Origin of the sequence: Pseudomonas sp. zfem002, assembly GCF_032621685.1 — a bacterium.
In the GTDB taxonomy this organism is placed as follows: Bacteria; Pseudomonadota; Gammaproteobacteria; order Pseudomonadales; family Pseudomonadaceae; genus Aquipseudomonas; species Aquipseudomonas japonica.
The window spans coordinates 57,798-79,032 of sequence record NZ_JAVYJH010000020.1; the positions used below are offsets into that span (position 1 = coordinate 57,798).

Here is a 21,235-nt window from a genome sequence, read left to right on the forward strand (position 1 = left end):
GCTCTGGCAAAATGGCGCGTACTTTGTGTATCGGCCACGGGCGCCGATCTTTAACTTTTTTTGCAGCAGGAAGGTGAGTGTGGAGCAGCAGGTCGAGGGCGGAATCCGGGTCGAGGCACTGACCGCCGACTATCAGGCGCGGGCCGCGGAGTGGGCGGCGCGCCTGGGCTTGCCGTTGCACGACGACGGCGCCGCGTTTGCCGTGCAGGTCGGGGTGGACGGCTTGCAGATCCAGCAGCTCGGCCCGCAGGCGCCGGGGCCGGTGCGGGTGGATTTCCTCGAGGGCGGCGCCGCACATCGACGCCTGTTCGGTGGTGGCAGCGGGCAGATGATCGCCAAGGCAGTGGGTATCGCCCAGGGCGTGCGGCCGCGGGTGCTGGATGCCACGGCGGGGTTGGGCAAGGATGCGTTCGTTCTCGCCACGCTGGGTTGCGAGATGCAGTTGATTGAGCGTCAGCCGCTGGTCGCGGCCTTGCTGGAGGATGGCCTGGCGCGGGCCGCGGCGGATGTCGAGGTGGGGCCGATCGTCGCGCGCATGCGCCTGCTGCACGGCAATGCCATCGAGCGCATGCGTGACTGGCAGGGCGAGCCGCCGCAGGTGATCTACCTCGACCCGATGTTTCCGCATCGCGACAAGAGTGCCCTGGTGAAGAAGGAAATGCGCGTGTTCCGCCCGCTGGTGGGCGATGACCTGGATGCCCCGGCGCTGCTGGAGGCGGCTCTGGCCCTGGCCAGTCACCGGGTGGTGGTCAAGCGCCCGCGCAAGGCACCGATCATCGAGGGGCCGAAGCCGAGCCATAGCCTGGAGGGCAAATCCAGTCGCTATGACATCTATCCGAAGAAGGCGCTGAAGCCCTGAATCTTGCTTGAGGACAGGCCTGTGTCCCTGTGGGCATAGGTATCTACACAAGTGGCCGACACGAACCTTGTGGGAGCGAGCTTGCTCGCGAACGGGCGCGAAGCGGCCGCAAAACCTGAGTGCAGAGTTTGTCAGACAGACCCGGGACTCAGATTTTGCGACGGCTACGCCGCCGTTCGCGAGCAAGCTCGCTCCCACAATGACTTCGGCAGCTATCCAGAATTGTGTAGATACCTATGCCCTGTGGGAGAGGGGCACAGGCAGCTCATCCATCAAGTTCGATACGCCCGCACGAACAGCTCCACCACCTCCCGTACATGCGCTTCGGTGGCCTCCGCCGTCAACGGCTCGCCGCAGCCCAGCAGCAGCTGGAAGTGCGCCCCGCCCTTGAGCAGGCAGAAAAAGTGCTCGGCCGCCGTCGCCGGATTGGCAATCCGCAGCATGCCGCGTTCGTCAGCCAGGCGCAGCAGGGCTTCCGTCTCGCCAAGGATCCGCTGCGGCCCCGCCTCGTAGAAAATCTGCCCCAGCTGCGGGTCCTGCGGTCCCTGGGTGATGATCAAGCGGTGCAGCTTGATCGAGTGATCGCTGTTGATCAGGGCCTGGAAACCCCGGCCGATGTTCATCAGCACCTGCTCCAGCGGCACGCCTTCGGGCAGCTCGAAGATCAGCCCGGGCAATTGCGCCTGGCAGGTGGCGAGGATGGCTGCGGTGAACAGGTTTTCCTTGTCGTTGAAGTGGCTGTAGACCGTGAGTTTCGACACACCTGCCGCTGTCGCGACGGCATCCATGCTGGTGCTGGCATAGCCATTGGTGAGAAACAGCGCCTTGGCTGCTTCGAGGATGGCCTGGCGCTTGGCCAGATCCTTGGGCCGTCCTGGGCCGCTGGATACGGTGGGGTCTTGGGGCATGGGGCACGTTTCGGACTGATAGGCGGGAAATAGTACAACGCAGGCGCTGTGTCGTCAGGCGGCACTCATCGACTGATGGCTATTGACGTTTTTCGAGCGGGGATTGCTGCAGGTTGCTTCGTGTTGCGGCCCTGCGCCACCCACCTGTGATCTCGTTGGCGGCAGGAACTGCGAAGGTCCGCCCAGCCTGTTGGGCCGTGCGGACCTTCGCAGTGGCTTGCGTTCCTCTGAGCGGACCCGCCCGGGAGACAGCCGGAAGGCTAGCGGCTCTTCTCTTCCCTGCTGCGATATTCGGTCGTGGTCATTCCCGCATAGCCCCAGTTATCGGTATCCACTTCCTCGATCACGATATGGGTCAGGTCCGGCCGCTTGCCGAGGACCCGTTCCAGGGTCTCGGTGAATTCCTTGATGACCTGGGCTTTCTGTTCCCGGGTCACCCCGTCGCGGGTGATGCGAAGGCTTACGAAAGGCATGCCGTGCGCTCCTGTGAGGTGGGGTGTGCGGTTACCAGGTGCCGGTGCTCATGCCGCCATCCACCGGCAGGACCACGCCGGTGGTGAAGTCGGCATTGGCCAGGTACAGCACGGCTTCGGCGATGTCCTCGATCCGGCCGATGCGCCCGCTGGGCTGCAGGCCGGCGAGGAAGTCGTGGATCGCCGGGTCGTGCATCGGTGTCTCGATGATGCCGGGGGCCACCGCGTTGACCTGGATGTTGTACGGCGACAGCTCCAGGGCCAGGGCGCGGGTCATCTGGTTGAGGCCGCCCTTGATCAGCACCGGCAGTGCCGCCGGTACCGCACGATTGGCCTGCAGCGCCACCGCCGCGGTGATGTTGACGATATGCCCCTGGCGACGCTCGATCATGTGCCGCGCGGCGACCTGCGAAGCGTAGACCACGCCCTTGAGGTTGGTTTCCAGCAGCCTGTCCAGCTCGGCCGGGGTGTAGTCGGTGAACGGCTTGGGCAGGAAGAAGCCGGCATTGTTCACCAGCACATCGACCTGGCCGAAGGTTTCGATCGCGGCCTTGAACAGTTGCTCGGCGGTTTCCGGCCGGGCGATGTCGCCCGCCACGCCGATGTAGTTCGCCGGGTTGCCGAGGGCCAGTTTGCTTTCCCACAGCCGTTCTTCGCTGCGGGCGTTGCCGACGACGTTGAAGCCGCGTGCCAAAAACGCCCGGACCAGGCCCAGGCCGATGCCGCTGGAAGTGCCGGTGATGACGACGGTTTGCTTGCTCATGAAGATGCCTCCACAAAGGTTCCGAAAGGGTGTTCAGCGCGCTGTTGGGAGGACTATATTTTTGCGGCACGTTCGGATAAATAGGGCGTCCGGCACTTCAGTTGATACACGGTGTAATCAATGGTGAAACGACAATTCGACGATGTGCTGCTGGGCAGCATCGAGCTGTTCTGTCTGGCAGCGGAGGAGGGCAGTTTCACCGCGGCAGCGCTGGCGGCGGGGGTGACCCCGGCAGCGGTGAGCCGTTCGGTGGGACGACTGGAAGAACGCCTGGGGGTGCGCCTGTTCGTCCGCACCACGCGCAGCATTCGTCTGACCGACGGTGGCCGGGGTTACTACGAGCAATGCCGTCAGGTTCTGGCCCAGCTGGTCGAGGCGGAGCGCGAAGTGATGGGCCAGCAGCAGGAACCGACCGGCACCCTGCGCATCAGCCTGCCCACCACCTACGGGCATCACCGCATCCTGCCGCTGCTGGCGGAGTTTCGCGGGCGCTATCCGGGGGTCACGGTGGATATCCATCTGAGCAATCGCAACATCGACTTCGTCGGCGAAGGCTACGACGCGGCCATTCGCGTGCGCGCCCAGCCGGACTCGACGCTGATCGCCCGGTTGCTGGAGGACGCGGTGCTGGTGGTGGTGGCTACGCCCGAGTACCTGGCCCGGGTCGGCGAACCGCTTTCGCTGGATGATCTGGAGCGACATGAGTGCATCCAGTTCGAGTTGCCCAGCAGTGGCCGGCGTATCGCCTGGCTGTTCAACGAGGGCGGCGAGCCGCGGGAGATTCTCGCCAATGGCGGGTATGTCTGCTCCGACGATGTACTTGGCGGCGTGACCCTGGCCAAGGGCGGCGCAGGCCTGTTCCAGACCTATCGCTTCATCGTCGAGCGGGAGCTGGCCGAGGGTACGCTGGTCGAGGTGCTGAAGGACTTCGGTGGGCGTTCGCGGCCGTTCACCCTGCTGTATCCGCATGGCCGGCACGTGCCGTTGCGGTTGCGCGCGTTCATCGACTTTGTGCTGGAGAAGAAGCGCGCCTGGGACGCTGTTTGATCGGCCCGCGAGCTCGCCAGGCGCCGCGTGAGCGGCGCCGAGGTCACCCGATCAACGACGCGGGGCCTCACCCAGCTTGCTCACCAGTGCCTTGCCCAGCTCATGATCGGAAAACGGGTTCTGCCCGGTGATCAATTCCCGGTCGACCACGATATTCGGACGCCAGGCCTGGGCGTAGCTCATGTCGCCACCCGCTGCTTCCATCGCTTTCGCCGGATAGAACAGGATGCGATCGCCGTTGAGCGTGCTTTCGAACACCTGCTCTTCCGCGTCGGCAAAAATCGTCATGCGGTAACCCTGGTAGATCCAGTCCTTGGCCGCCGGCTTGTCGCCACGGGCCAGTGCGGCCTGGTAAGCGGCCGGATCCGCCTGCGCCGAGAGCAGGGAAATCGGGCCGTGGCAGATCGCCGCGGTCGGTTTGCCGGCCTGGTGGAAATGCCGCAGCAGGGCGCCGACCTCGGGGTTGTTGGCCAGGTCGATCAACGGCGCATGACCACCGGGAATCAGCAGCCCGGCGTAGTGATCCAGATCGCCCGCCAGCACTTCCTTGAGCGACAGGGTGTCGTCGATCCCCGGCAGGCTCGCCACTACGTGCTGGATGCGCTGCATTTCCGCTGCGTCGCCGGCGAAGTACTGCGGATCCACCGAACGCTGATCGACGCTCGGTGCATTGCCCTTCGGCGTCACCAGCACCAGCTTGTAGCCGGCCTTGAGCAGATGGTCGGCGGGCACGCCGAACTCGTTGAGGTAGTAACCGGTGGGGTATTGCTTGCCGTCCTTGAGCGGCAGCACGTTCTCGCTGGACAGCAGCACCAGCACTTCGCCCTTGGGTGCGGCGGTGGCGGATGCGCCGAGCAGGGCGCCGGCCAGCGCCATTGCCAGTTGGGTGGTCTTGGTCATGCGGGTGGTTCCTGATTCAGTTGAAGGGGGCGAGGTCCAGTGGACGGGCCAGGCGTACTTCGGTGGGGGCTGCCAGCCAGTCGGCGCTGACCGTGCGGTAATGCTGGTAGTGCGCACTCTGGCGGTGCGCCTCCACGGCGGCGCTGTCGGCATACAGCTCGAACAGGTCGAACGCCAGGTGCTCGCCTTCACGGATGAACAGGTCATAGCGCAGGTTGCCGGGCTCGCTGCGAGACTGTTGCACCATGATGCGCAATGCCTGTTCAACGGCATCGCGGTGTTCCGGACGGGGCGTGATGGTGGCGAAGATGCTGATGGTCATGAAAGAACTCCCGAGGTCGATGGACGTCATCTTCCGACAGTCACTATGATTCGAGAATTCGAAAGCATTTATCACAGCCTTCCAAAAAATGAATATCGCCAAGAAAGACCTCAACCTGCTGCTGGTCTTCCATGTGCTCTATCAGGAGCGCAACGCCTCGCTGGCGGCCGCGCGCATGGCCCTGAGCCAGCCGGCCCTGAGTCACAAGCTGAACAAGCTGCGCCATCAGTTCGGCGATCCATTGTTCGTCCGTGCGCCCCGCGGCCTGACGCCGACACCGCGTGCGCACGAACTGGCGCCACGGGTGCGGCAACTGGTGGGCGACCTGGAAGCCTTCTACGACGTCTGCGACGGCCAGGACTTCCTCGCCCGCGCCGAGCGCCTGCACCTCTACAGCACCGACTACATGGAGCAGATCCTCCTGCCGCGGTTGTTGCCGGTCCTGCGCGCCCAGGCGCCCAATCTCGTGCTGATCACCCACAACACCCGTGGCGTGCTGCCTCGCGAGGAACTGGAGAAGGGCACCTGTGACCTGGCCATCGCCGGCTTCTACACCGACCTGCCGGACACCTTTCACCAGCAGCGTCTGTTGAGCGAGGACTTCGTCGTGCTCGCGTCCCAGGGCAATCGCCGGTTGAGCGAGGGGCTCGATCTGCAGGCCTTTCTCGACTGCGAGCACCTGATCACCACCCTCACCGGCGACCTCGACGGCGTGGTGGATCGCGCGCTGAAGGCCCGTGGACTGGAGCGGCGAGTGGTGGCGGGATTGTCCAGCTTCATTGCCCCGACCCGCCTGGTGCGGGGCACCGATCTGCTGCTGACTTGCCTGCGCTCACTGGCCGAGGAAGCGGTGGAGCGGGATCCGGACCTGCGCATGCACGCCCTGCCATTGGCGTTGCCGCAGGTGGAGGTGATGCAGATCTGGCATGCCCGCACCCATGGGGATGGGCTGCGGCGCTGGTTTCGCCAGCAGGTGGTCGAGCTGTTGCGGGCGCAGTGCGCTCACCAGGATTTCCCGCCGCAGTAGCGGGCGGGGTCAAAGGCGCCAGGTGGCAGCTTGGTAGACTTCGGCGTCGCGCCGGGCACCGACACAGAGGACCAGGACGATCTCAGTGCCATCGATGCGGTAGACGATACGTACATCACCCGTGCGGACGCGACGGTAGCCGGCAAGCGCACCTCGCAGAGGCTTGCCGATCTTGTCGGGCTCGCCTTCGGCGATGCGCTCGCGGATCACTTTGAGGATTCTGCGGGCTTCAGTCGTGCCCAGATGCTTGAGGTCCTGCTCGACGTCCGGGTGAAAGCGTACGTTCCATCGCATTGGCTCTTGCCTACTTGAAGCGAGCCTCCATGTCCTCGAGGCTCACGGTCCTTTCTTCGTCCAGGGTGGACAGGCGGTCGATGGCCTGGCGTTCGGCACGAAGGTCTTCGAGTTCATCCTGCAGTGTCTGATAGCTCTCGACACTCATCAGTACGGCGGCTGGTTCGTTGTCCTTGAAAATCACCAGATGGGAAACCTTCCCGCTGGTAACTTCCTTCAATTTCGCGCTGAAGCCACGAACCATCGCGGTAGCAGACACTGCCTGGTCGGCCCGGTCAAGAAGTGCACTCATGGGCTTTTGCCTCATTTTGTGTGTTTGTCAGACTCCCGGAGTGGGAGACACATGGTTTGCAGTATATGCAATGTAATGCGTAAAACAATACGCATAAGTAGTGCTGTCCCTCCCAGCGGAAAAGGCTGGCCACGTTGAGGTCCACTCAAAATGAGAACGTCGCTACGGCACATCAAAGGGTTAGCGCTGCAATGTCCAAGTGTGTGAGAAAAAATGTTCATTCAATTTGAGAATTTCCCGTTGCAGGGTCATTGGGGCTGAGAATCAGGAGCTGACGGTACGGTGCTGGGAAATCAGAACGTGGGTAAAGCCAAGGCTCCTACGAGGTATCGGAGTTGGGGGCGGAAGCCAAAGAGAGATAGGATGTCCAGCAAGACCGACGGGGTGCCGTTAAGGAAGAGAGGGCAGCGGTTCAACGAGATTGGCTCTCAGTCACACAAATTTCACTTTCAGGATTAGAGTGAAGGCTGGTAGCCACTAGTTTGTTCTCACGCCAATTCGAGAGCGTCAAGAACTAAGGCCGCTATCGGTGCGTAATTGCACTCACGTGGCCACACGTTTGGATTCGACGTGACCAGTCGCACGTATGGCAAAGGGCCGAAAGTAGTGATCCACGACCGGCAGCTAACGACGCATAGCGGCCGTTGGCCGATGTCGGTTATCCTCAAAGCTCGGCAGGAGCGAACGAAAGGCACTCGCGAATCCAATTAGATAACCCATAAATATTACCTTGCAATTTATATTGAAAACCCATCGCGATCTGCAATAAAATTATATGGTGCACAAAAATCATGGGGCGCTGCTCACATCGCACAACTGAGAAATTATTCAGCATTATAAATATTCTCGGCGAACCATTGATCTAATGATAATTTATCAGGCTAATAATCATAAATGAAGAGCTCCTTGCAGGGAATTTACTTCCTCATCCAATTTCTTTGTTGTTAAATCGATCCTTCCTAAATACATCAGTTTGATTGCGTGAGGCTTCTTCCATGGCTTTTTTAACAGGGGCTATATAAGCATTCCAGCGAGCAGGATTAAATTTCTTAATGATGCTCAGCACTGCATACACTATGGCATAATGCTGATAATATATAAGCGTATCTTTGCGCTTGAGAGTGGCAGACAGTCGCTTATAATAAGCGTGATAATCTACGAAGCCCTCAATAGCCTTGAACTTCATTCTCTGGGAGATTTCAATAATTTGTAGTGTTTCTGAGATTTCTCTCTTGATGTCGAAGATCTCGCTTCTAACTCCATCTTCTTGATTGGGCGTACACCTCTCTAGGCAAGAGTTCAACACCGCAAGACGAGACTCGAAATGTTTGTTAAGATGGTCCGGAGAAATTTCTTCCAACCACTTTTTGTGATTGTACTCGGGTATTCCCTTTGTGTTTTCCGGATGCTCTGACAATTCAAAGCTGATAATGCTTTGCTTTATCAAAGAAAGAGTTTCTTTTATATGCTCGGGCGCATGACTTCCACGATGGGTTTCCTCTATGACCTTCTGAAACCACTGAGGTGTTATATCTCCATCTGTGACGCACAAAACCTCCAGAAACCTTGTGTCACCTGTCTGTTGCAAATGACGTCGATAGAAGTACATTCCGTACAACAGAGTAGCCATATTCCCCCAAGCCCCTGCGGTGACAATTTTATATGAGCCATTAGTTTCCGAGTTGACTAAATCAAGAACCTTCTCTGCAACCGCGTCTTCGCATACCACAACCACAGAAGGTATAACATTGCTTTTTAAAGTTCCTCTTTGTGTGATGGTTATAATTTTAGCGCCCTGTTCATGCTTTATATCGATGAAGGTTGTACCCATTATTCCAATCATAAAAATCCCTTGTATTTACCATTGTCATTGAATAATGATTTTACACTCTAGCCGGTGAGGCGCGAGGGCAGTCATCGAGATTTTCCGTTCAACGAACGCTATGTACGCCTTGAGATTATCGACGCCAACTGAGACTCCTGCAAACTCAATTTTTAGTCGAAAAACTTAAGAAAGCAGGGCTTTGATATTGATCGCTAGCTTTTTATCGGCATCCGTCTTTTCACCGGGAGCCAAAAAAATCTAAAATTCTACAACACCAGCTTTCTAGCGCTCCCTGCTCTACCGCGTATAGACCTCTACTTGGTGGTTGTGCTATTGTGTTCGCTGATCGGTGCTCACACAATAGAGAGTGGCTAACTCTTACCTAGCCCGCCGGTACTGGGCTTCCTGGTACGTCTGGATCAGTCTGAGAGTGACGCACCGATCAAATTTTTCCTTTACGTCTACCGGGCTCGTACACGGAATAAAACCAAGTTTTTGTTCCTATAACTCTAATGTGGCACTTTGCATTAGAGTCTTTGGTTATCAGATCTTCACTAAAGGTAGTCTCACGCTTAAGGATTACTATTACCTCTGACGCTTCCCGCGCAGGCCACTTTACTAATGCAGAGACGCCCACGTAGTCGTATTCCGCCCATGAGTCGTCAGGGAACCGTCGAGTCTTTAGACCTCTTCTAAGTCTATGCCAAGTTTCGACTGTCGAAATAATACGCGCAGCGGTAGGTAGTAACTCAAAACTTGCCATTATACGTGCAAGTGGTCGTTTTGCACGGGTAATGTGAGACCAGCCAGTTCGATTAATTATGACCTCGCCAAGTGTGGGGTGCGTGGCTCCTGCGGCCTTCCACGATTTATAAAACTCCCAGGCTGCAAACTTGACTGGTTTAGAAAGCGAATTAATACGATCTGGCAAACTACCTTTCTGCGTCATGTCAATTTCCACGAGACCCTGCGCTCTATGCTGACCCGTAGCCAGTCGTGAAAATGGTCGAATGCACTCGATGCCCGATTGAAATCTGTTTTTTAGCTGGACAATCACAGTGCCCCGTTGTGTATAGGAGTCCGCGCGCTTGAGATCGGCCCACCATGCTTGGCTTACTAGCTTCCCCGAAGACGCCTCCTTTACATAGAGCAGCGCAACAGGCAGCGGTGACTTACTCCAAAGACCTCGTTTGGCTTCAAGATTTGGAATTCTAATTTCGAGAAAATCTTCACCCGTACAGGCCACATAGCTTGCCCCGCTCTTTACTTGAACTTGGATAAGGCCACCGGTGAATTCATGTTTCCACGATCGCCGATCCTTAGGTCGGTCTTCATTAATCCTTTTGCTTCGCAGGTACACTAGCCCATCAAAACCGTCATCATCGGCCTGTCCTACCTCTTGCCATGACCACCCCCACGCACGACATACTGCATCAACATAGGCGGTGCTTGCAGCGGAAATTCGGTTTGACTCAGAGGTCACTTTTTTTCCCATTTAAGCAATCAAAACGGCAATCTATCACACGATGTCTCGATATGGTGACATCCACTTTCGAACGGCACTCGCAAGCCAGTGATGATCATCCTCTCCAATCCGCTTGACGCACATTCATTATCAGGATAGATAATTTGCATTTTCCAGTCTCGTGGATGGCTCATTTTGGGAAACCTTCGCTTGTAGTTGAACGTCTGCTATGGGGTCGTTAGCGGTCAGTCGTGAATTATTGCTTCGGCCCCTCAGCGATATGTTCGACTGGTCACGTCGAATTCAAACGGCTGGTCAGCATCGCTGCAAACCATTGGCCAAATGATAGGCAATTTCCCGTCTCGGTGAACGCGGCCCAGCCTGGTGGCTTGACAGTGCATCAGACTTCAACCGGCACTACGTGATCAATACTTTTTATGCAGCCTGGTACCCCCAGCTAAGCGCAGCCCACTGATTCGACCTTACATCAGTCTGTCCGCTACTCAGCTTCTAGATCAGCAATCATCATCCGAAGCGGCGCAGCTGCCGCACCCAGGTGAATGAGGCGGGCGAGGTTGTCCGGCTTAAAGAATGCGTGCCCACTGGCGACGACCCGCTGGGCCTTGGCAATGTGCTGAGGCACTTCGCCGACCCACTTTGCAGTTGCCACGAGCTGCCGCGGCTTCATGAGTGAAACCTCATCGGCCTTGGTCTTGCTGAGTTCGCTGATCGGAGCGACCAGATTGGTCAGCAACAGAACCTTGGCGCCGTCTTTGAAGAAATCGAGGCCTTCGAGGTTGGCCAGGAACTCGCCTTTTGTTGGCCATCCATCGCCCGGTCTGCGGGTATTGGTCTCGAAGTACACCTCAGCTTCCGCTTCCGTCATGGCCACTCGACGTTCGATCACAGGGGTGTCGCGTCGAGCTCGTACCTTCAACTCTGACATCACAGCTGTGTCGATCGCGCCCTGAAGTCGGAGTTTGAGGTCGACCAGCTCCCGATACTGCCGGTGAATATCCTCCACCACCGGCAGAACTTCTGCCATTCGTTCAATCATCCGCGTCACAGTCTCGATGCGACGCTTGCGGGCAATCGCCGCGTCGACTCGTTTGCGCTCCCGAGAGAAGGAAGCACCGAAATGGGTCTTGCCACAGTCAATTCCAATGGCCGTCTCTTTACTGTCGCTGGTAGTGACCAGATATCCGCTCAGGTGCGGTTGCCGGCAACTGGCGATCCCACATTCAACCCGCTCCAGGAAGCGGTAAGGCGCGATGACGGCGCCAAAGTGGCGAGGTGCCTGGGGATGAAACGCCAAGGAGGGTTCGAAAGCCTCTCTGGCGAGCAGTTCTTGATAGTTGTCGATGACAATGATTTCTGGACTCAAACCGCTGCACCTCTCGATTGAATAGGGATGGCAGGTTGCCTCTATGGTATTTAATCACAGCGTGCAGATACGAACCGGTCAATTCGGGCGGAGCCTGCAGGCTTGATCAACCAACGCGATTACTGCGCCCAATAGACTGGAGTTGAAGCGTGGAAAACAGCGATCATCTGGAGAGCGTGCTTGCGACGGTGCATGAGCTCTTGCGAGCCGAGGGGGCGAACGAGGCAGCGGCGGTTGTTCGCGGCTACCCGGCTAAAGCAGAGCTCACCGGGCACGACAATTGGAATGGCGGCACGGACATCTGGGAGATTCAGTTCAAGCTCCCTGCACCGGATTACGCACGTCTGGGTGTAAGGCGCGGTCAGTTGGAAGAGCAGATCACCGCCAGGCTCAAAACAATCCTCGAACACCAGGTGGCTGACTGGTATTCCGCTTGTATCGTACCCGCGCTGGAGTACCGGACAGACTGGCGCTCAGACACTTCTGAGCTCCCTCGCAACGTACGCCAAAACGTCCTGGACGGCATGCGCCTGGAGAATACCGTCTGGTATGGCCAACTCGATGACATCGAGTTTCTCAACCGGCTGTACGACCTCCAATCGCTACCTTCGAGAGACGCGCGCTACAAGGACGCAGTCGGTGACATCTTCCAACACCGGTTCAACAACGACGATTGGGATATCGACTGGGTCTACAACGACAGCCGCTTCCAGCTCCTCGAAGGCAGCGCGGAGCAGTTCCTACGCTTCCTTTGCGAAACAGTTCACCCCGTGGTCCGACCGGTGAGGGACGAAGCGCTCAAGCTGGTGCTGCATTTCAATCAGCAATTGAGGGCAGCGGGTTGGGAGCTGTTTGAAGAGGAGCAAATCTCTGGACGGCCACGCTTTGCCTACCGCTCTGTCCATCACAATTCAGCCCGCGCGGTGCTGCGCGCAAAAACCGTCGCGGATGCACTCGACGCCGGCTGGATGGCCAAGGAAATTGAGCGACTGGAGAATGCTGTAGAGCGTGATCCGGCGCTTGCGATCGGCACCGCCAAAGAACTGGTTGAGACCTGCTGCAAGTCGATTCTGACGAAACGAGACATTGCCTTCACGAAGTCCGACGATCTGGGAGACCTCACCAAGAAAGTCGCTAAAGCCTTGAACCTGGTCCCAGAAGGGGTAAGCGAAGCGGCGAAGGGAGCTGAGAACATCAGGATGATTCTTCGCGCCTTAACGCAGATGACCAGCCACCTTGCTCAATTGCGAGGGCTGTATGGTACTGGCCACGGGCGCGATGGCCAGCACCGCGGTCTGCAGCCCCGCCATGCCCGCTTGGCTGTAGCCGCTGCCGTCGCTTTTATCGATTTTGTCTCCGAGACCTATCGTTACCGAGAGGGGGTTAAAAGTAGTGATGATCAGTCTGGATAACCATTACTGACTGTCAGTCCTGATAGCCGTAACGGTCTACGTCTAATAGAGCGTTTTGAGGGGACGAGCAGGCCTGAGCTCTGGCGATTTCCCATTTGGTGTGACCAGACGCCTACATCGGATTTGACCGGCTCAGCCGCCACCCGTGACCTGCTAAAGGCAGGTACTCGGATGACTGCTACCGGCTCAGGCTGAGTGAAAACGCAGTAAACACATCGAAACTGAACGTCGCGCGGATTGCCTGTGGAATCAGTAATCGAAATCGAGAACAGCTCCATTTAGTCCCTGGGCTAGCAGAGGTTCATGCCGGCTACTCTCGTCCATGAATCCCCGCAGAAAGCCCATTTTCAACAGTGCTCACATCGACATCTTACGTTCAAACCGGAACATCACTTCGTCCAGCCAATGGCGGTATGCTGCCTGTGTGGCGGGAATCAGTAGGCTCCGCTCTTCCAGCTTCTGCTCAGATCTGTATGGCAAAGAAATGCTGTTGGTAGATGAAGCCGGAGGCTCAGCAAATAGCTTGTGGTCGACCCCAGTCAAACTGATCTGGAACCATCCGCTTTTACCTTCGCACAGCAATCCGAATGCGGCTTCAGCCGCTGATCTACACTTGGATGGCGAAAGGTAATAGGAATCCATGACGCCTCGGGATGCTGAGGCGTTGGCAAGGGAAATGGACAGCCAGCACAGGCCGCTTTCGTGGTGGCGCCACTTCACCCCCGGTGCATCGATCCCCGTCTGATCAGCACTGTCGAAGTCTTCGTAGCCGCTCTTGATCGAGCCCAGTCCAGCTTGGCAGAGCTTCAGAAAAAACGACTCATGTTTAGCATGGGCTGCGCGCAGAGTGCCCAAGGTTTGAGGCTGAGGCATGAAAGCAACCTCCAGGCGAGCCTCCTGTTCATAGCCGCCCCACCGGCCGTTGCCATTGCGCTGCTGCAAGCACTGCACGAACTCTTGTTCCGACATGGCTTTGCGGTTTACGGACATCTGATTCAATCCCTGAACGATGCCGTCCGATAGCTCGTACTGATTGGAGAAACTCAGTCGGAACAGGCCGTCTAGGTAGTCAGAGACTTCTCGGGAAAACGCTTTCTGGCGCTCATCCATTTCAACGGTTTCGATGAAGGCCAGGATTGGTTTACCGGTCGCCTTTGCCCGTCGAAACTCCTGCTGGGTGACAGATTCATCGGTATCAGTCTGATACCCAAAACTCGCGCCCAGGATCAGCACTACGGCATCAGCCTGTTCGACTTCGGTCATACATGCCTGTTGCGAGGAGTAAGGACGCGCGCCGAAGTCTTCGCACATCACCGGCGTATGTCCAAGCAACGTAATCGCCTTCTTCGCTGCCGCTCGGTACTGCTCAAACCCTCCTACCACGGAGCTGACGAACACTTTCATTTTCATCCCTCTGAGCTGACAGACTTGTGAACTACTGTATGTCCTAACAGCGGCTTGTGCCAAGTCTACTCCGAAAGACGTAGCGTCTCTCATGGCGTGGTGATCACTCGTCATGCGCGTGCAGCAGGCGAAGGTAGGAAAAAGGAAATGCGGAAGTTTTGCCTTTATACTTTATTTTTTATTTGTGAAAGCGATCAACAGCCGTACTGATTCGCTTTTTATTAAAGTACTTTTTGATGTAGGTATCAGCTTCAGTTCTTAGGAAAAGGGGGAGATCGCGTATATAGTCAGCGTGTTCGGCTCCGATCGGTGTCAGCAGGTTAAGTTTAACAGCTCTCTTAATCGCTACCATCGGGATTCCCGTGGTGGAAAATAATTCGGCAGCGGTTACGTACTGGTTTATATGGATTCGAATTTTTTCGACTTCTGGTTGGTAGATTAATATTTGCGATCCTAATAAGGAGAATTTAATATGTCTGGTTTGTATGAAGCGCCGCTCCAGTGATGTCTTGGGGTAGCAAAGCTCCTCAGCGAGCTGCAACGTGGACATGTACGGTTTTAGCCAGGCTTGGGCGTTTTCAACACTTTCTCTGGTGAAGTATTTCTTAGGATTTGGACGCCAACTTTTTTTCGGTGCCAAGGGTAAGCTTTTAAGAATACCCATTTCATTCATTGCTTTTATGAATTTGGCATTAAATGAAGGGAAAAAATTCTCGACTTGGTTCAGGTTTAGGAAGCCAGCTCTCTCAAGTTTTGTTGGCTGTAATTCGACGCTATTAAGATTTAATAGCTCTGTAATTCTTTCTGGGATTTCTGATCTGAGATAAATGGCAATTGGGCGACGGGACGCAATGCGGTCGATCTTGAATTCTTTTTGATAGCGTAAGACTGACGTTGCTCCGCAAACTCGGCTGGCTCGGGCCGAAACTTCTGACCGTAACACGTATTTTTCCTTGAATTGCTCCAGGTCATGCTTGTAGAAAAAGTGACATCTACTTGATTTCGGGAAGTAGCTGGGGATAATTCCGGATAGCACAAGTGTTATTAAACTGCTTGGGGTGATTTTCAGGAAGTTTGCAGCCTCTTGTAGTTTAAGCAGGGGCGATTCGGTGGAAGCGGTTGCTGGGGTTTTCGCAGTTGACCAGTTTTCCCATTGCCACAGTTTCTCGCACAAATTGTGAATGTGAAAGGTTAGTTTTTCCTGACTTTCGTACGAGGCTTTGGTTCTGGATATCTCGCCGCTGGAGATCATTTGATGAAAAATTCGATTTTCTCTGATTAGCAGTTTTAGCTCCTTTGGCGAGTAACTGAACTCACTGCAGTCGCAGGTGGGGCTGTGATGCTTAGGTTTGATTTGTAAGGATTGGCAGTGATAACGAAGTGCGAACTCTCGAAAGTCGTCGTATTTGCTCTCCAGCGCAGGGACAAGAAGCGCGCGGCAATGCAGGCTTGGATAAAAGTCTATTATTCTATTGATGGCCTGATAAAAGTCCTGCTCTTGGCCGGTCGCCATTTGAGTTATACAGGATAGAAGCAGATTTTCATTGCCATTGGTTATGCAGTGGCAGTATGTTTGAAAGGCAATCCACAACATCTCAAAGAAATGATGGTTTTTTGAGGATATTGCCTCTGCGAGTTTTATGCTCGCGGCTGGGTCAGCGGTGGCAGTATGCGAGTATCTGAGATTGAAACCACATTCGCAGGAGTAGTCATTCAAAGAGAGCCAGTCAATCGTATTGTTACACCCAGGACAAATTCTCACGAGTTTTATTCCGTGAATCCGGCACGTGTCGATGGGTTTGAACAGGTGTGTTATGTCTATATGCTCTTCCCGGATACATGCAGGGCACAACGCCAAGCTTTTACGAAGCAAGGTTGCCGGAACCTCTGTACCGTGAATACAGGCATAGTTCGTACGCGATCTACGGATAATGTCGAAAAAGCCATCATGTACTTGTTGCTTCTCTCTACGGCTGAGAACACGCTGACTAGTGAAGAGATTGACTGCTTCCGTGTGCATCCAATAGCTACTGATCAGTTCGGTAAGATGTAGTTTATGAATGGTGTTGAATTTTTTTAAAGTAAGTACACCATTGTGTGTTGCACATCTGTATAAGAGGCTGATCGGGCTTTCGAACGGGGCGGGTAATGGGATGTACGATAACTCAGCCATCGTAGTGGACTCTGAATAAGTTCTTTTCTAACTGACTTAGGGACATGTCAAAGGGGTTTGCTGGAAACAGCCGTGTCTTTAAGGTGACGCTTTCAGCTGCTCGATAGAAGTCATTTTTTGTTAAGGAGTGTCTATTGTGTTCGAAGGCGTGAACAATGGCGCTGTACAGGATGCTCCGTAACGACCTCATGTTCCCACCGCTGACTGCATATAATGCGAGGAACATCTCCTGATTGGTAAGTGGGGTCATTTCACTGAATTGCATGGTGTTGCGGATCTCTGAGGAAAACGCTTGAATCAGATTGAAAAACTCTCGCTGATGGCCCTTGTTTGCGAGATCGAAGGGAGTTAGCGTCATCCTATATGGAAATCTCCCAGACAGCGCGTCATGACGGTCTATGATCTCTTCGCAGTCTGGGGTGCCAGTCAAGATAATCTCGCCGCCAAATAAGTCGGAAAGAACCTTGAGCCAGTCGCAAACGACTTCCTTAGTTCTACTGGCCCCTCGTCTTAGTAAATGTTGCAGTTCGTCTATAACGATCACCTGAGTCTCACAGGTTCTGAGGAGTTGTTGAATTCGGAAATCCAAGTGGTTCATGATGTCGTGTTCTACCTTGGCGTTAAATTGATATATCAAACTAGTGGCTAACCCCTTTAGAGTAATAGGGTTGGGAAGCCGGCAATATACGATTGGACGGATAGTGACTATTTTGTTTTGTTTCTTTGACTTGTATGGAGGGCCGTATTCCGCCATGAGTTGACGGCAAACACTGGTCTTGCCCGTTCCTGGCTCCCCTAGCAAAAGAGCACACGCAGGTTCACTGCGGAGCGCTGTTGCTTCAATAGAGTCGTGAATGATTTCAAGTGCGTTTTGGTATTGAGTATGACCGATTTTGAAGTGCGAAAAATTCTCGACGAGTGTACGTTCTTCATTCTCCATTTTTATCGTCCTCGTCGGCGGGTTGTCGATATGTAACGTAGGTTTTTTGATGTTCAGCGAGATCAGTGATGTCGACAGAAGCAACCAAAATTGGTTGTTCGATAGCGGCATGGCCAGCGCTTTCATCGAGGTCTGATTTTTGTTTTTTAGATTTTTTCTTACCTGCTTTTTTTCTCATGTTTTGAATTTTTTCGGCAAGGCGATAAAGTTTCTCGCTAGCGATGTCATGGTTGAATGTGACTTTTTCGGATCTCAATGCCTCAAGAATCAGGTCATGATCCGAAAGTGTCAGACCTTGTTGGTAATCAGCCCTAGTGCCTTCCGCTGGGTGCCACTCATCGGGAGAGTTCGGATGCGCAACCCATACAGTTCCGAGATCACATGGGTTGAAATAGACGATTGCTTTCTCATTTTTTTTCAAGCGTCGCGCAATTTCTGGCAATCCCGGGCCGGTCCAGAACAACCCTTTTTTTGTGACTCGACCTGCTGTGATTCTTACTCGCCAGATGCTCATGCACAAAGTTTTAAGCTCCTCTTCGGATGGCTGCTCAGGCGGTAATATCTCTTTGACAATAGAATCATGTTTTAGATGAGGGGAAGTAAAAATGCCTGAGTGCCATGTGTCATGATAAACATCTACCCAATCTTTAAAAATTTCGCGCAAATTCTCGATGGTAAGACACGCCTTTTCCTCTGATGGGTAATCCCCTCGATCTGTAGGTGATGATTTCGTTGTACCTGGGAGGTTATGGCAAAAACTTGAGTTCACAGTTCCGAAAAAGCGCTCAATGTGAGCTTTTGCGTCAGGATCTCCGATGGGTACATAATCAGTCTTTATTCCGAGAAGATTAAACGTGCTCTGTGCCCAGATATTGAATATCTCAGCTCCATTATCACTGGTGATGGTGCTCATCTTCCCGTTGCTCGCGATAGCTCGCACTGTTGCGCGCATCATCTTTTCAGCACAAGGCGCCCCTAATGAGATATCCCAGCCGCAACACCGTCTGGTGAGTGGGTTGAGGTGAGCAGAAAGAGTGGGCCTTCCAATTGCTACACCTTCACTATCCACGACCATGACATCCATCACCTGAGAGTCAAATGTGGTATCGAATGGATTTTGGCTCATATAAAGATGACCTCCAAATTTATTAAGTTTTCGGCTAGCCTTTTTCCCGAAGCGTTTGGTGTCCTTGTAACTATTATCCATCTTGTGGATTCTTCGTTTGAATGTTGAATATGAAAGAGGGTTAATTGTCGGTAGTTGCTCGGAAAAGCGGGTTTTGTTTTCGGCGGCGATATGCCCTTTAAAAAGTTCGTGGCTATGCTTCATGGATGGCCTCTCCAGCGTTAAGTAAGAGGTCTCTACGTAATGTTTTGATAGTTCTTCTGCTCGTTGATTAACACGTTTGGATTGACCTCTATTCTTTTGCCTGAGTAGAGTCAATGGGTTACGAGCATTTGTCAGATATATCGATACCCATCGTGCTAGAGTCGAGTAGGCAGGGGGAGTGTCGTCCTGTGTTTCGTTGCGAATCACATAGATTAGCTCTTTCGTTTCCTTTACAGGCAGCCTCCCACCGAATTTTTCCAGAGCGGTACACACGTATCTGAGTTTGGTGTTGTATGATTTTTTATCCTTTTCGCTAAGTGAAAGATAGTTTGCGGCCATGTTGTAGTCAACGGGGGCACGTTGCTTTAAAGTTATCTCTCCTCGTTGCTCCAATGTTGAGAATGTCGCGTGATCCAGATAGCGACGGTATTGGTTAACGAGAGAGCATAGTGAAATTTGGTCGTCTGCTATTGAGACGACTTCATAAGTGTGGTGGCCGATGGTGTAGCGAGCACCAGGTTTGGGAGGGAAGGTTTTCATTTTGCTGCCTATTGACGTTAAACTTTCAATGGCGTGGTATCTGTTGTAGGGGGTTGAAGTTGTTTTACCTCGATGTGTCTATGTCTGCTGCATTCGGATAGTTAACTCCCTGTTGCAGCAGGCTAACAGGCGAAATTATTTTTTTCATATTGAAATCTAGTTGTCTTATGAATATTGCAAGGTAAAGTGACTTCAGGCTTGGGTGGTGATTGTTTTTAATTATTTCCGAGATGCTGGTAGGGTATTGAATTTCAGAAATAAATTGCATGCAATAACCGAGTTCGTCCCTGCTGACATGGAATGAATTGAAGTAAAGAAATTCTTTGTTTCGAAAACAGCAACCGTTGCGAATAGTTTCAAGGCTAGCGTAGCGCAAGGGGGTGCCTTGAGTCGAAAGGGCTTCCTTGCCTCTGTTTAATTTTTCCTGTGTTCTGGCTGACAGTGTGGTGAAGTCGGGTTTGATCTCGATGTAGTTAATGCTTTCTTGGGTTTCCACAATAAAGTCAGCGGTATAGCTATGTAATTTATTACCCACTAAGAATTTAATGCTCGGGACATTGGTCGTGTATCTGACTACTTCATGATCATACTCAAGATTGATGCAGTAATCGGCCTCCAGCATGCTGTTGCATCTCAGTTGGCACTTGTTCTTTCTTGAGGGGAAGAGAACCAAATGGTTGCCACAGCACCCGTATCGACTAGCACGAGAAAAGGCTGTATTTTTTTCCATGATGGCCACCTCACGAAAAACGTTATTCTTGAAGCACACCGATTGCGTGCTAGTGGATCGTGGCCAAATAATTCCATTTAAAAGCCGCTAGTCTGGTTTCTGCTTTTCATGAGGCCATGGGAATAAGCTATACCCGAGATTACGTAATGTCGCGTGCCTAAACCCTGTTGAAATCGCAGTCGGAAAACGCTCTAGATTGAGCTTTCACTGAATCGCAATTGGAAAAAACGCAAGGGATTCGTAATCCGCGGAATGCTTACACTAGACCCCAGAGGGAGAGCGCATGATGGCAACGAGCCCACCGCTGGTCTCTCCGAAGCAGCTTCTCGGTATGCTGCTTGCGCATACCTATGCCGATGATGCCCGGCTACCACACACAGCATGCGGGTTGAGGAAGGCCTGGGAGTATTCTCATCCACCGTTTCGTCACACATCTAACAACAAATGGAATGGCTTCTTCAGAGGAGCGTGGCCGAAGTTTCAGTTCTATAAGAAGCTTCAAATGGCCGACCCAAATATCCAGGGCATCTTAGAGAACCTGCTGGCCTGCGCTCTGGAGCCAGATTTTGTTGATCCGAGCTTCTGGAATGAACGCGTCGGATTGATTCGAGTTAGAGACCAGCGGTTATCACCGTTTTCCAATGATTTTATGAACCTCGTTTGCCGCCCACCGCATTGGAAAAAGTTGTTCATACTGATCTCGGCGCTCAGAACTGACTCGACACAGTATGCGTTGCACCGGGAGTGGGTGAAGAAGAACTTGGCGTACTACATTTGTTTATGCACAGTGTTCTCTCCGTTGTGGGACGTGCGGCGCGAATTCTTTAGTCTCGTGAATGCACTGAGGCTGCCGCGCGGCTTACTGATGCATGAGGTCTGGGGCTGGTTCGAGGAGTTTGAAGATTACGAGGCGGTGGTGGTGCTGATGCACGAGATGATCGGCTGCATAAGGTCTTGCTCGTTCTCGAATGTTCCAAACGATGAGGTCTTGAACATTGTGTGGCGAATGTCAGATGACACAAAAATCTTGCGACATTGGGTCATGAGTGGTCGCTCGTACGAAAGCCTCAATCTCACGAAGAAGAAAATTCTGGAGTGGCGCGAAGATATTGATCCTGGAGTTCGTATCGAAGCTTGGTGAATCGGC

At 53.8% G+C, this 21,235-nt stretch carries 20 protein-coding genes; 5 read left to right on the top strand and 15 right to left on the bottom strand.

The features are described from left to right. The first annotated feature begins 79 nt into the window (after window positions 1–79). Window positions 80–859 (top strand): class I SAM-dependent methyltransferase, encoded by a 780-nt coding sequence (locus RTI28_RS21160; RefSeq protein WP_316922245.1) that lies wholly within the window; start codon window positions 80–82, stop codon window positions 857–859. A gap of 272 nt (window positions 860–1,131) precedes the next feature. On the opposite strand, the gene RTI28_RS21165 is transcribed toward RTI28_RS21160, so the two are convergent. From RTI28_RS21165 to RTI28_RS21175, 3 genes are all read right to left on the bottom strand, one after another. Further along, window positions 1,132–1,767, bottom strand: a complete 636-nt coding sequence (locus tag RTI28_RS21165) for a TetR/AcrR family transcriptional regulator (RefSeq protein WP_316922246.1) — start codon at window positions 1,765–1,767, stop codon at window positions 1,132–1,134. Window positions 1,768–2,027: 260 nt separating this feature from the next. Continuing rightward, entirely contained in the window at window positions 2,028–2,240 is a 213-nt protein-coding gene (locus RTI28_RS21170; protein ID WP_042121960.1) for a tautomerase family protein, read from the bottom strand. A 31-nt stretch (window positions 2,241–2,271) separates the two neighbouring features. Next, complete coding sequence (locus RTI28_RS21175) at window positions 2,272–3,003, bottom strand: SDR family oxidoreductase (RefSeq protein ID WP_316922247.1); 732 nt, start codon at window positions 3,001–3,003, stop codon at window positions 2,272–2,274. Between the two features lie 123 nt (window positions 3,004–3,126). On the opposite strand from RTI28_RS21175, the gene RTI28_RS21180 reads away from it, so the two are divergent. Then, the gene (locus tag RTI28_RS21180) at window positions 3,127–4,050 is read left to right on the top strand and encodes a LysR family transcriptional regulator (protein WP_316922314.1); all 924 of its coding nucleotides are present in this window, start codon (window positions 3,127–3,129) and stop codon (window positions 4,048–4,050) included. 51 nt (window positions 4,051–4,101) lie between these two features. On the opposite strand, the gene RTI28_RS21185 is transcribed toward RTI28_RS21180, so the two are convergent. Together RTI28_RS21185 and RTI28_RS21190 are read right to left on the bottom strand one after the other, a co-directional pair. Then, entirely contained in the window at window positions 4,102–4,950 is an 849-nt protein-coding gene (locus RTI28_RS21185) for a type 1 glutamine amidotransferase domain-containing protein (protein WP_316922248.1), read from the bottom strand. Between the two features lie 16 nt (window positions 4,951–4,966). Continuing rightward, window positions 4,967–5,272 (bottom strand): putative quinol monooxygenase, encoded by a 306-nt coding sequence (locus RTI28_RS21190; protein ID WP_316922249.1) that lies wholly within the window; start codon window positions 5,270–5,272, stop codon window positions 4,967–4,969. Between the two features lie 88 nt (window positions 5,273–5,360). On the opposite strand from RTI28_RS21190, the gene RTI28_RS21195 reads away from it, so the two are divergent. After that, window positions 5,361–6,299 carry a LysR family transcriptional regulator gene (locus RTI28_RS21195; protein WP_316922250.1) on the top strand — a complete coding sequence of 313 codons (939 nt, stop codon included), beginning with the start codon at window positions 5,361–5,363 and terminating at the stop codon, window positions 6,297–6,299. 9 nt (window positions 6,300–6,308) lie between these two features. Here the strand turns inward: RTI28_RS21195 and RTI28_RS21200 are convergent, their stop codons facing one another. The 5 genes from RTI28_RS21200 to RTI28_RS21215 all read right to left on the bottom strand — a co-directional run bounded on the left by RTI28_RS21200 (window position 6,309) and on the right by RTI28_RS21215 (window position 11,559). Next, a complete protein-coding gene (locus RTI28_RS21200; RefSeq protein WP_316922251.1) occupies window positions 6,309–6,593 on the bottom strand; it encodes a type II toxin-antitoxin system RelE/ParE family toxin in 285 nt (94 codons plus the stop codon). Between the two features lie 10 nt (window positions 6,594–6,603). Beyond that, complete coding sequence (locus RTI28_RS21205) at window positions 6,604–6,837, bottom strand: type II toxin-antitoxin system Phd/YefM family antitoxin (protein ID WP_316922315.1); 234 nt, start codon at window positions 6,835–6,837, stop codon at window positions 6,604–6,606. A gap of 973 nt (window positions 6,838–7,810) precedes the next feature. Continuing rightward, window positions 7,811–8,716, bottom strand: a complete 906-nt coding sequence (locus tag RTI28_RS21210) for a hypothetical protein (RefSeq protein ID WP_316922252.1) — start codon at window positions 8,714–8,716, stop codon at window positions 7,811–7,813. 436 nt (window positions 8,717–9,152) lie between these two features. Next, a complete protein-coding gene (locus tag RTI28_RS30460; protein ID WP_410479021.1) occupies window positions 9,153–10,205 on the bottom strand; it encodes a DUF4365 domain-containing protein in 1,053 nt (350 codons plus the stop codon). 469 nt (window positions 10,206–10,674) lie between these two features. Beyond that, the gene (locus tag RTI28_RS21215; RefSeq protein WP_316922253.1) at window positions 10,675–11,559 is read right to left on the bottom strand and encodes a hypothetical protein; all 885 of its coding nucleotides are present in this window, start codon (window positions 11,557–11,559) and stop codon (window positions 10,675–10,677) included. Window positions 11,560–11,708: 149 nt separating this feature from the next. Between RTI28_RS21215 and RTI28_RS21220 the strand changes: the two genes are divergently transcribed. Beyond that, window positions 11,709–12,971, top strand: a complete 1,263-nt coding sequence (locus RTI28_RS21220) for an abortive infection family protein (RefSeq protein WP_316922254.1) — start codon at window positions 11,709–11,711, stop codon at window positions 12,969–12,971. Window positions 12,972–13,328: 357 nt separating this feature from the next. On the opposite strand, the gene RTI28_RS21225 is transcribed toward RTI28_RS21220, so the two are convergent. The 5 genes from RTI28_RS21225 to RTI28_RS21245 all read right to left on the bottom strand — a co-directional run bounded on the left by RTI28_RS21225 (window position 13,329) and on the right by RTI28_RS21245 (window position 20,088). Next, window positions 13,329–14,375: a DUF4062 domain-containing protein gene (locus RTI28_RS21225; protein WP_316922255.1), complete on the bottom strand. Its 1,047-nt coding sequence runs from the start codon at window positions 14,373–14,375 to the stop codon at window positions 13,329–13,331. A 178-nt stretch (window positions 14,376–14,553) separates the two neighbouring features. Further along, window positions 14,554–16,395: a helix-turn-helix domain-containing protein gene (locus RTI28_RS21230; protein WP_410479022.1), complete on the bottom strand. Its 1,842-nt coding sequence runs from the start codon at window positions 16,393–16,395 to the stop codon at window positions 14,554–14,556. 145 nt (window positions 16,396–16,540) lie between these two features. Further along, window positions 16,541–17,488 (bottom strand): TniB family NTP-binding protein, encoded by a 948-nt coding sequence (locus RTI28_RS21235; RefSeq protein ID WP_316922257.1) that lies wholly within the window; start codon window positions 17,486–17,488, stop codon window positions 16,541–16,543. Continuing rightward, complete coding sequence (locus RTI28_RS21240; RefSeq protein WP_316922258.1) at window positions 17,478–19,358, bottom strand: hypothetical protein; 1,881 nt, start codon at window positions 19,356–19,358, stop codon at window positions 17,478–17,480. The genes RTI28_RS21235 and RTI28_RS21240 overlap by 11 nt, the downstream gene beginning before the upstream one ends. Before the next feature lie 64 nt (window positions 19,359–19,422). Further along, the gene (locus RTI28_RS21245) at window positions 19,423–20,088 is read right to left on the bottom strand and encodes a hypothetical protein (protein ID WP_316922259.1); all 666 of its coding nucleotides are present in this window, start codon (window positions 20,086–20,088) and stop codon (window positions 19,423–19,425) included. Window positions 20,089–20,371: 283 nt separating this feature from the next. Here RTI28_RS21245 and RTI28_RS21250 point away from each other — a divergent pair, with 283 nt between their 5' ends. After that, window positions 20,372–21,229: a hypothetical protein gene (locus RTI28_RS21250; RefSeq protein ID WP_316922260.1), complete on the top strand. Its 858-nt coding sequence runs from the start codon at window positions 20,372–20,374 to the stop codon at window positions 21,227–21,229. The last annotated feature ends 6 nt before the right edge of the window (window positions 21,230–21,235 follow it).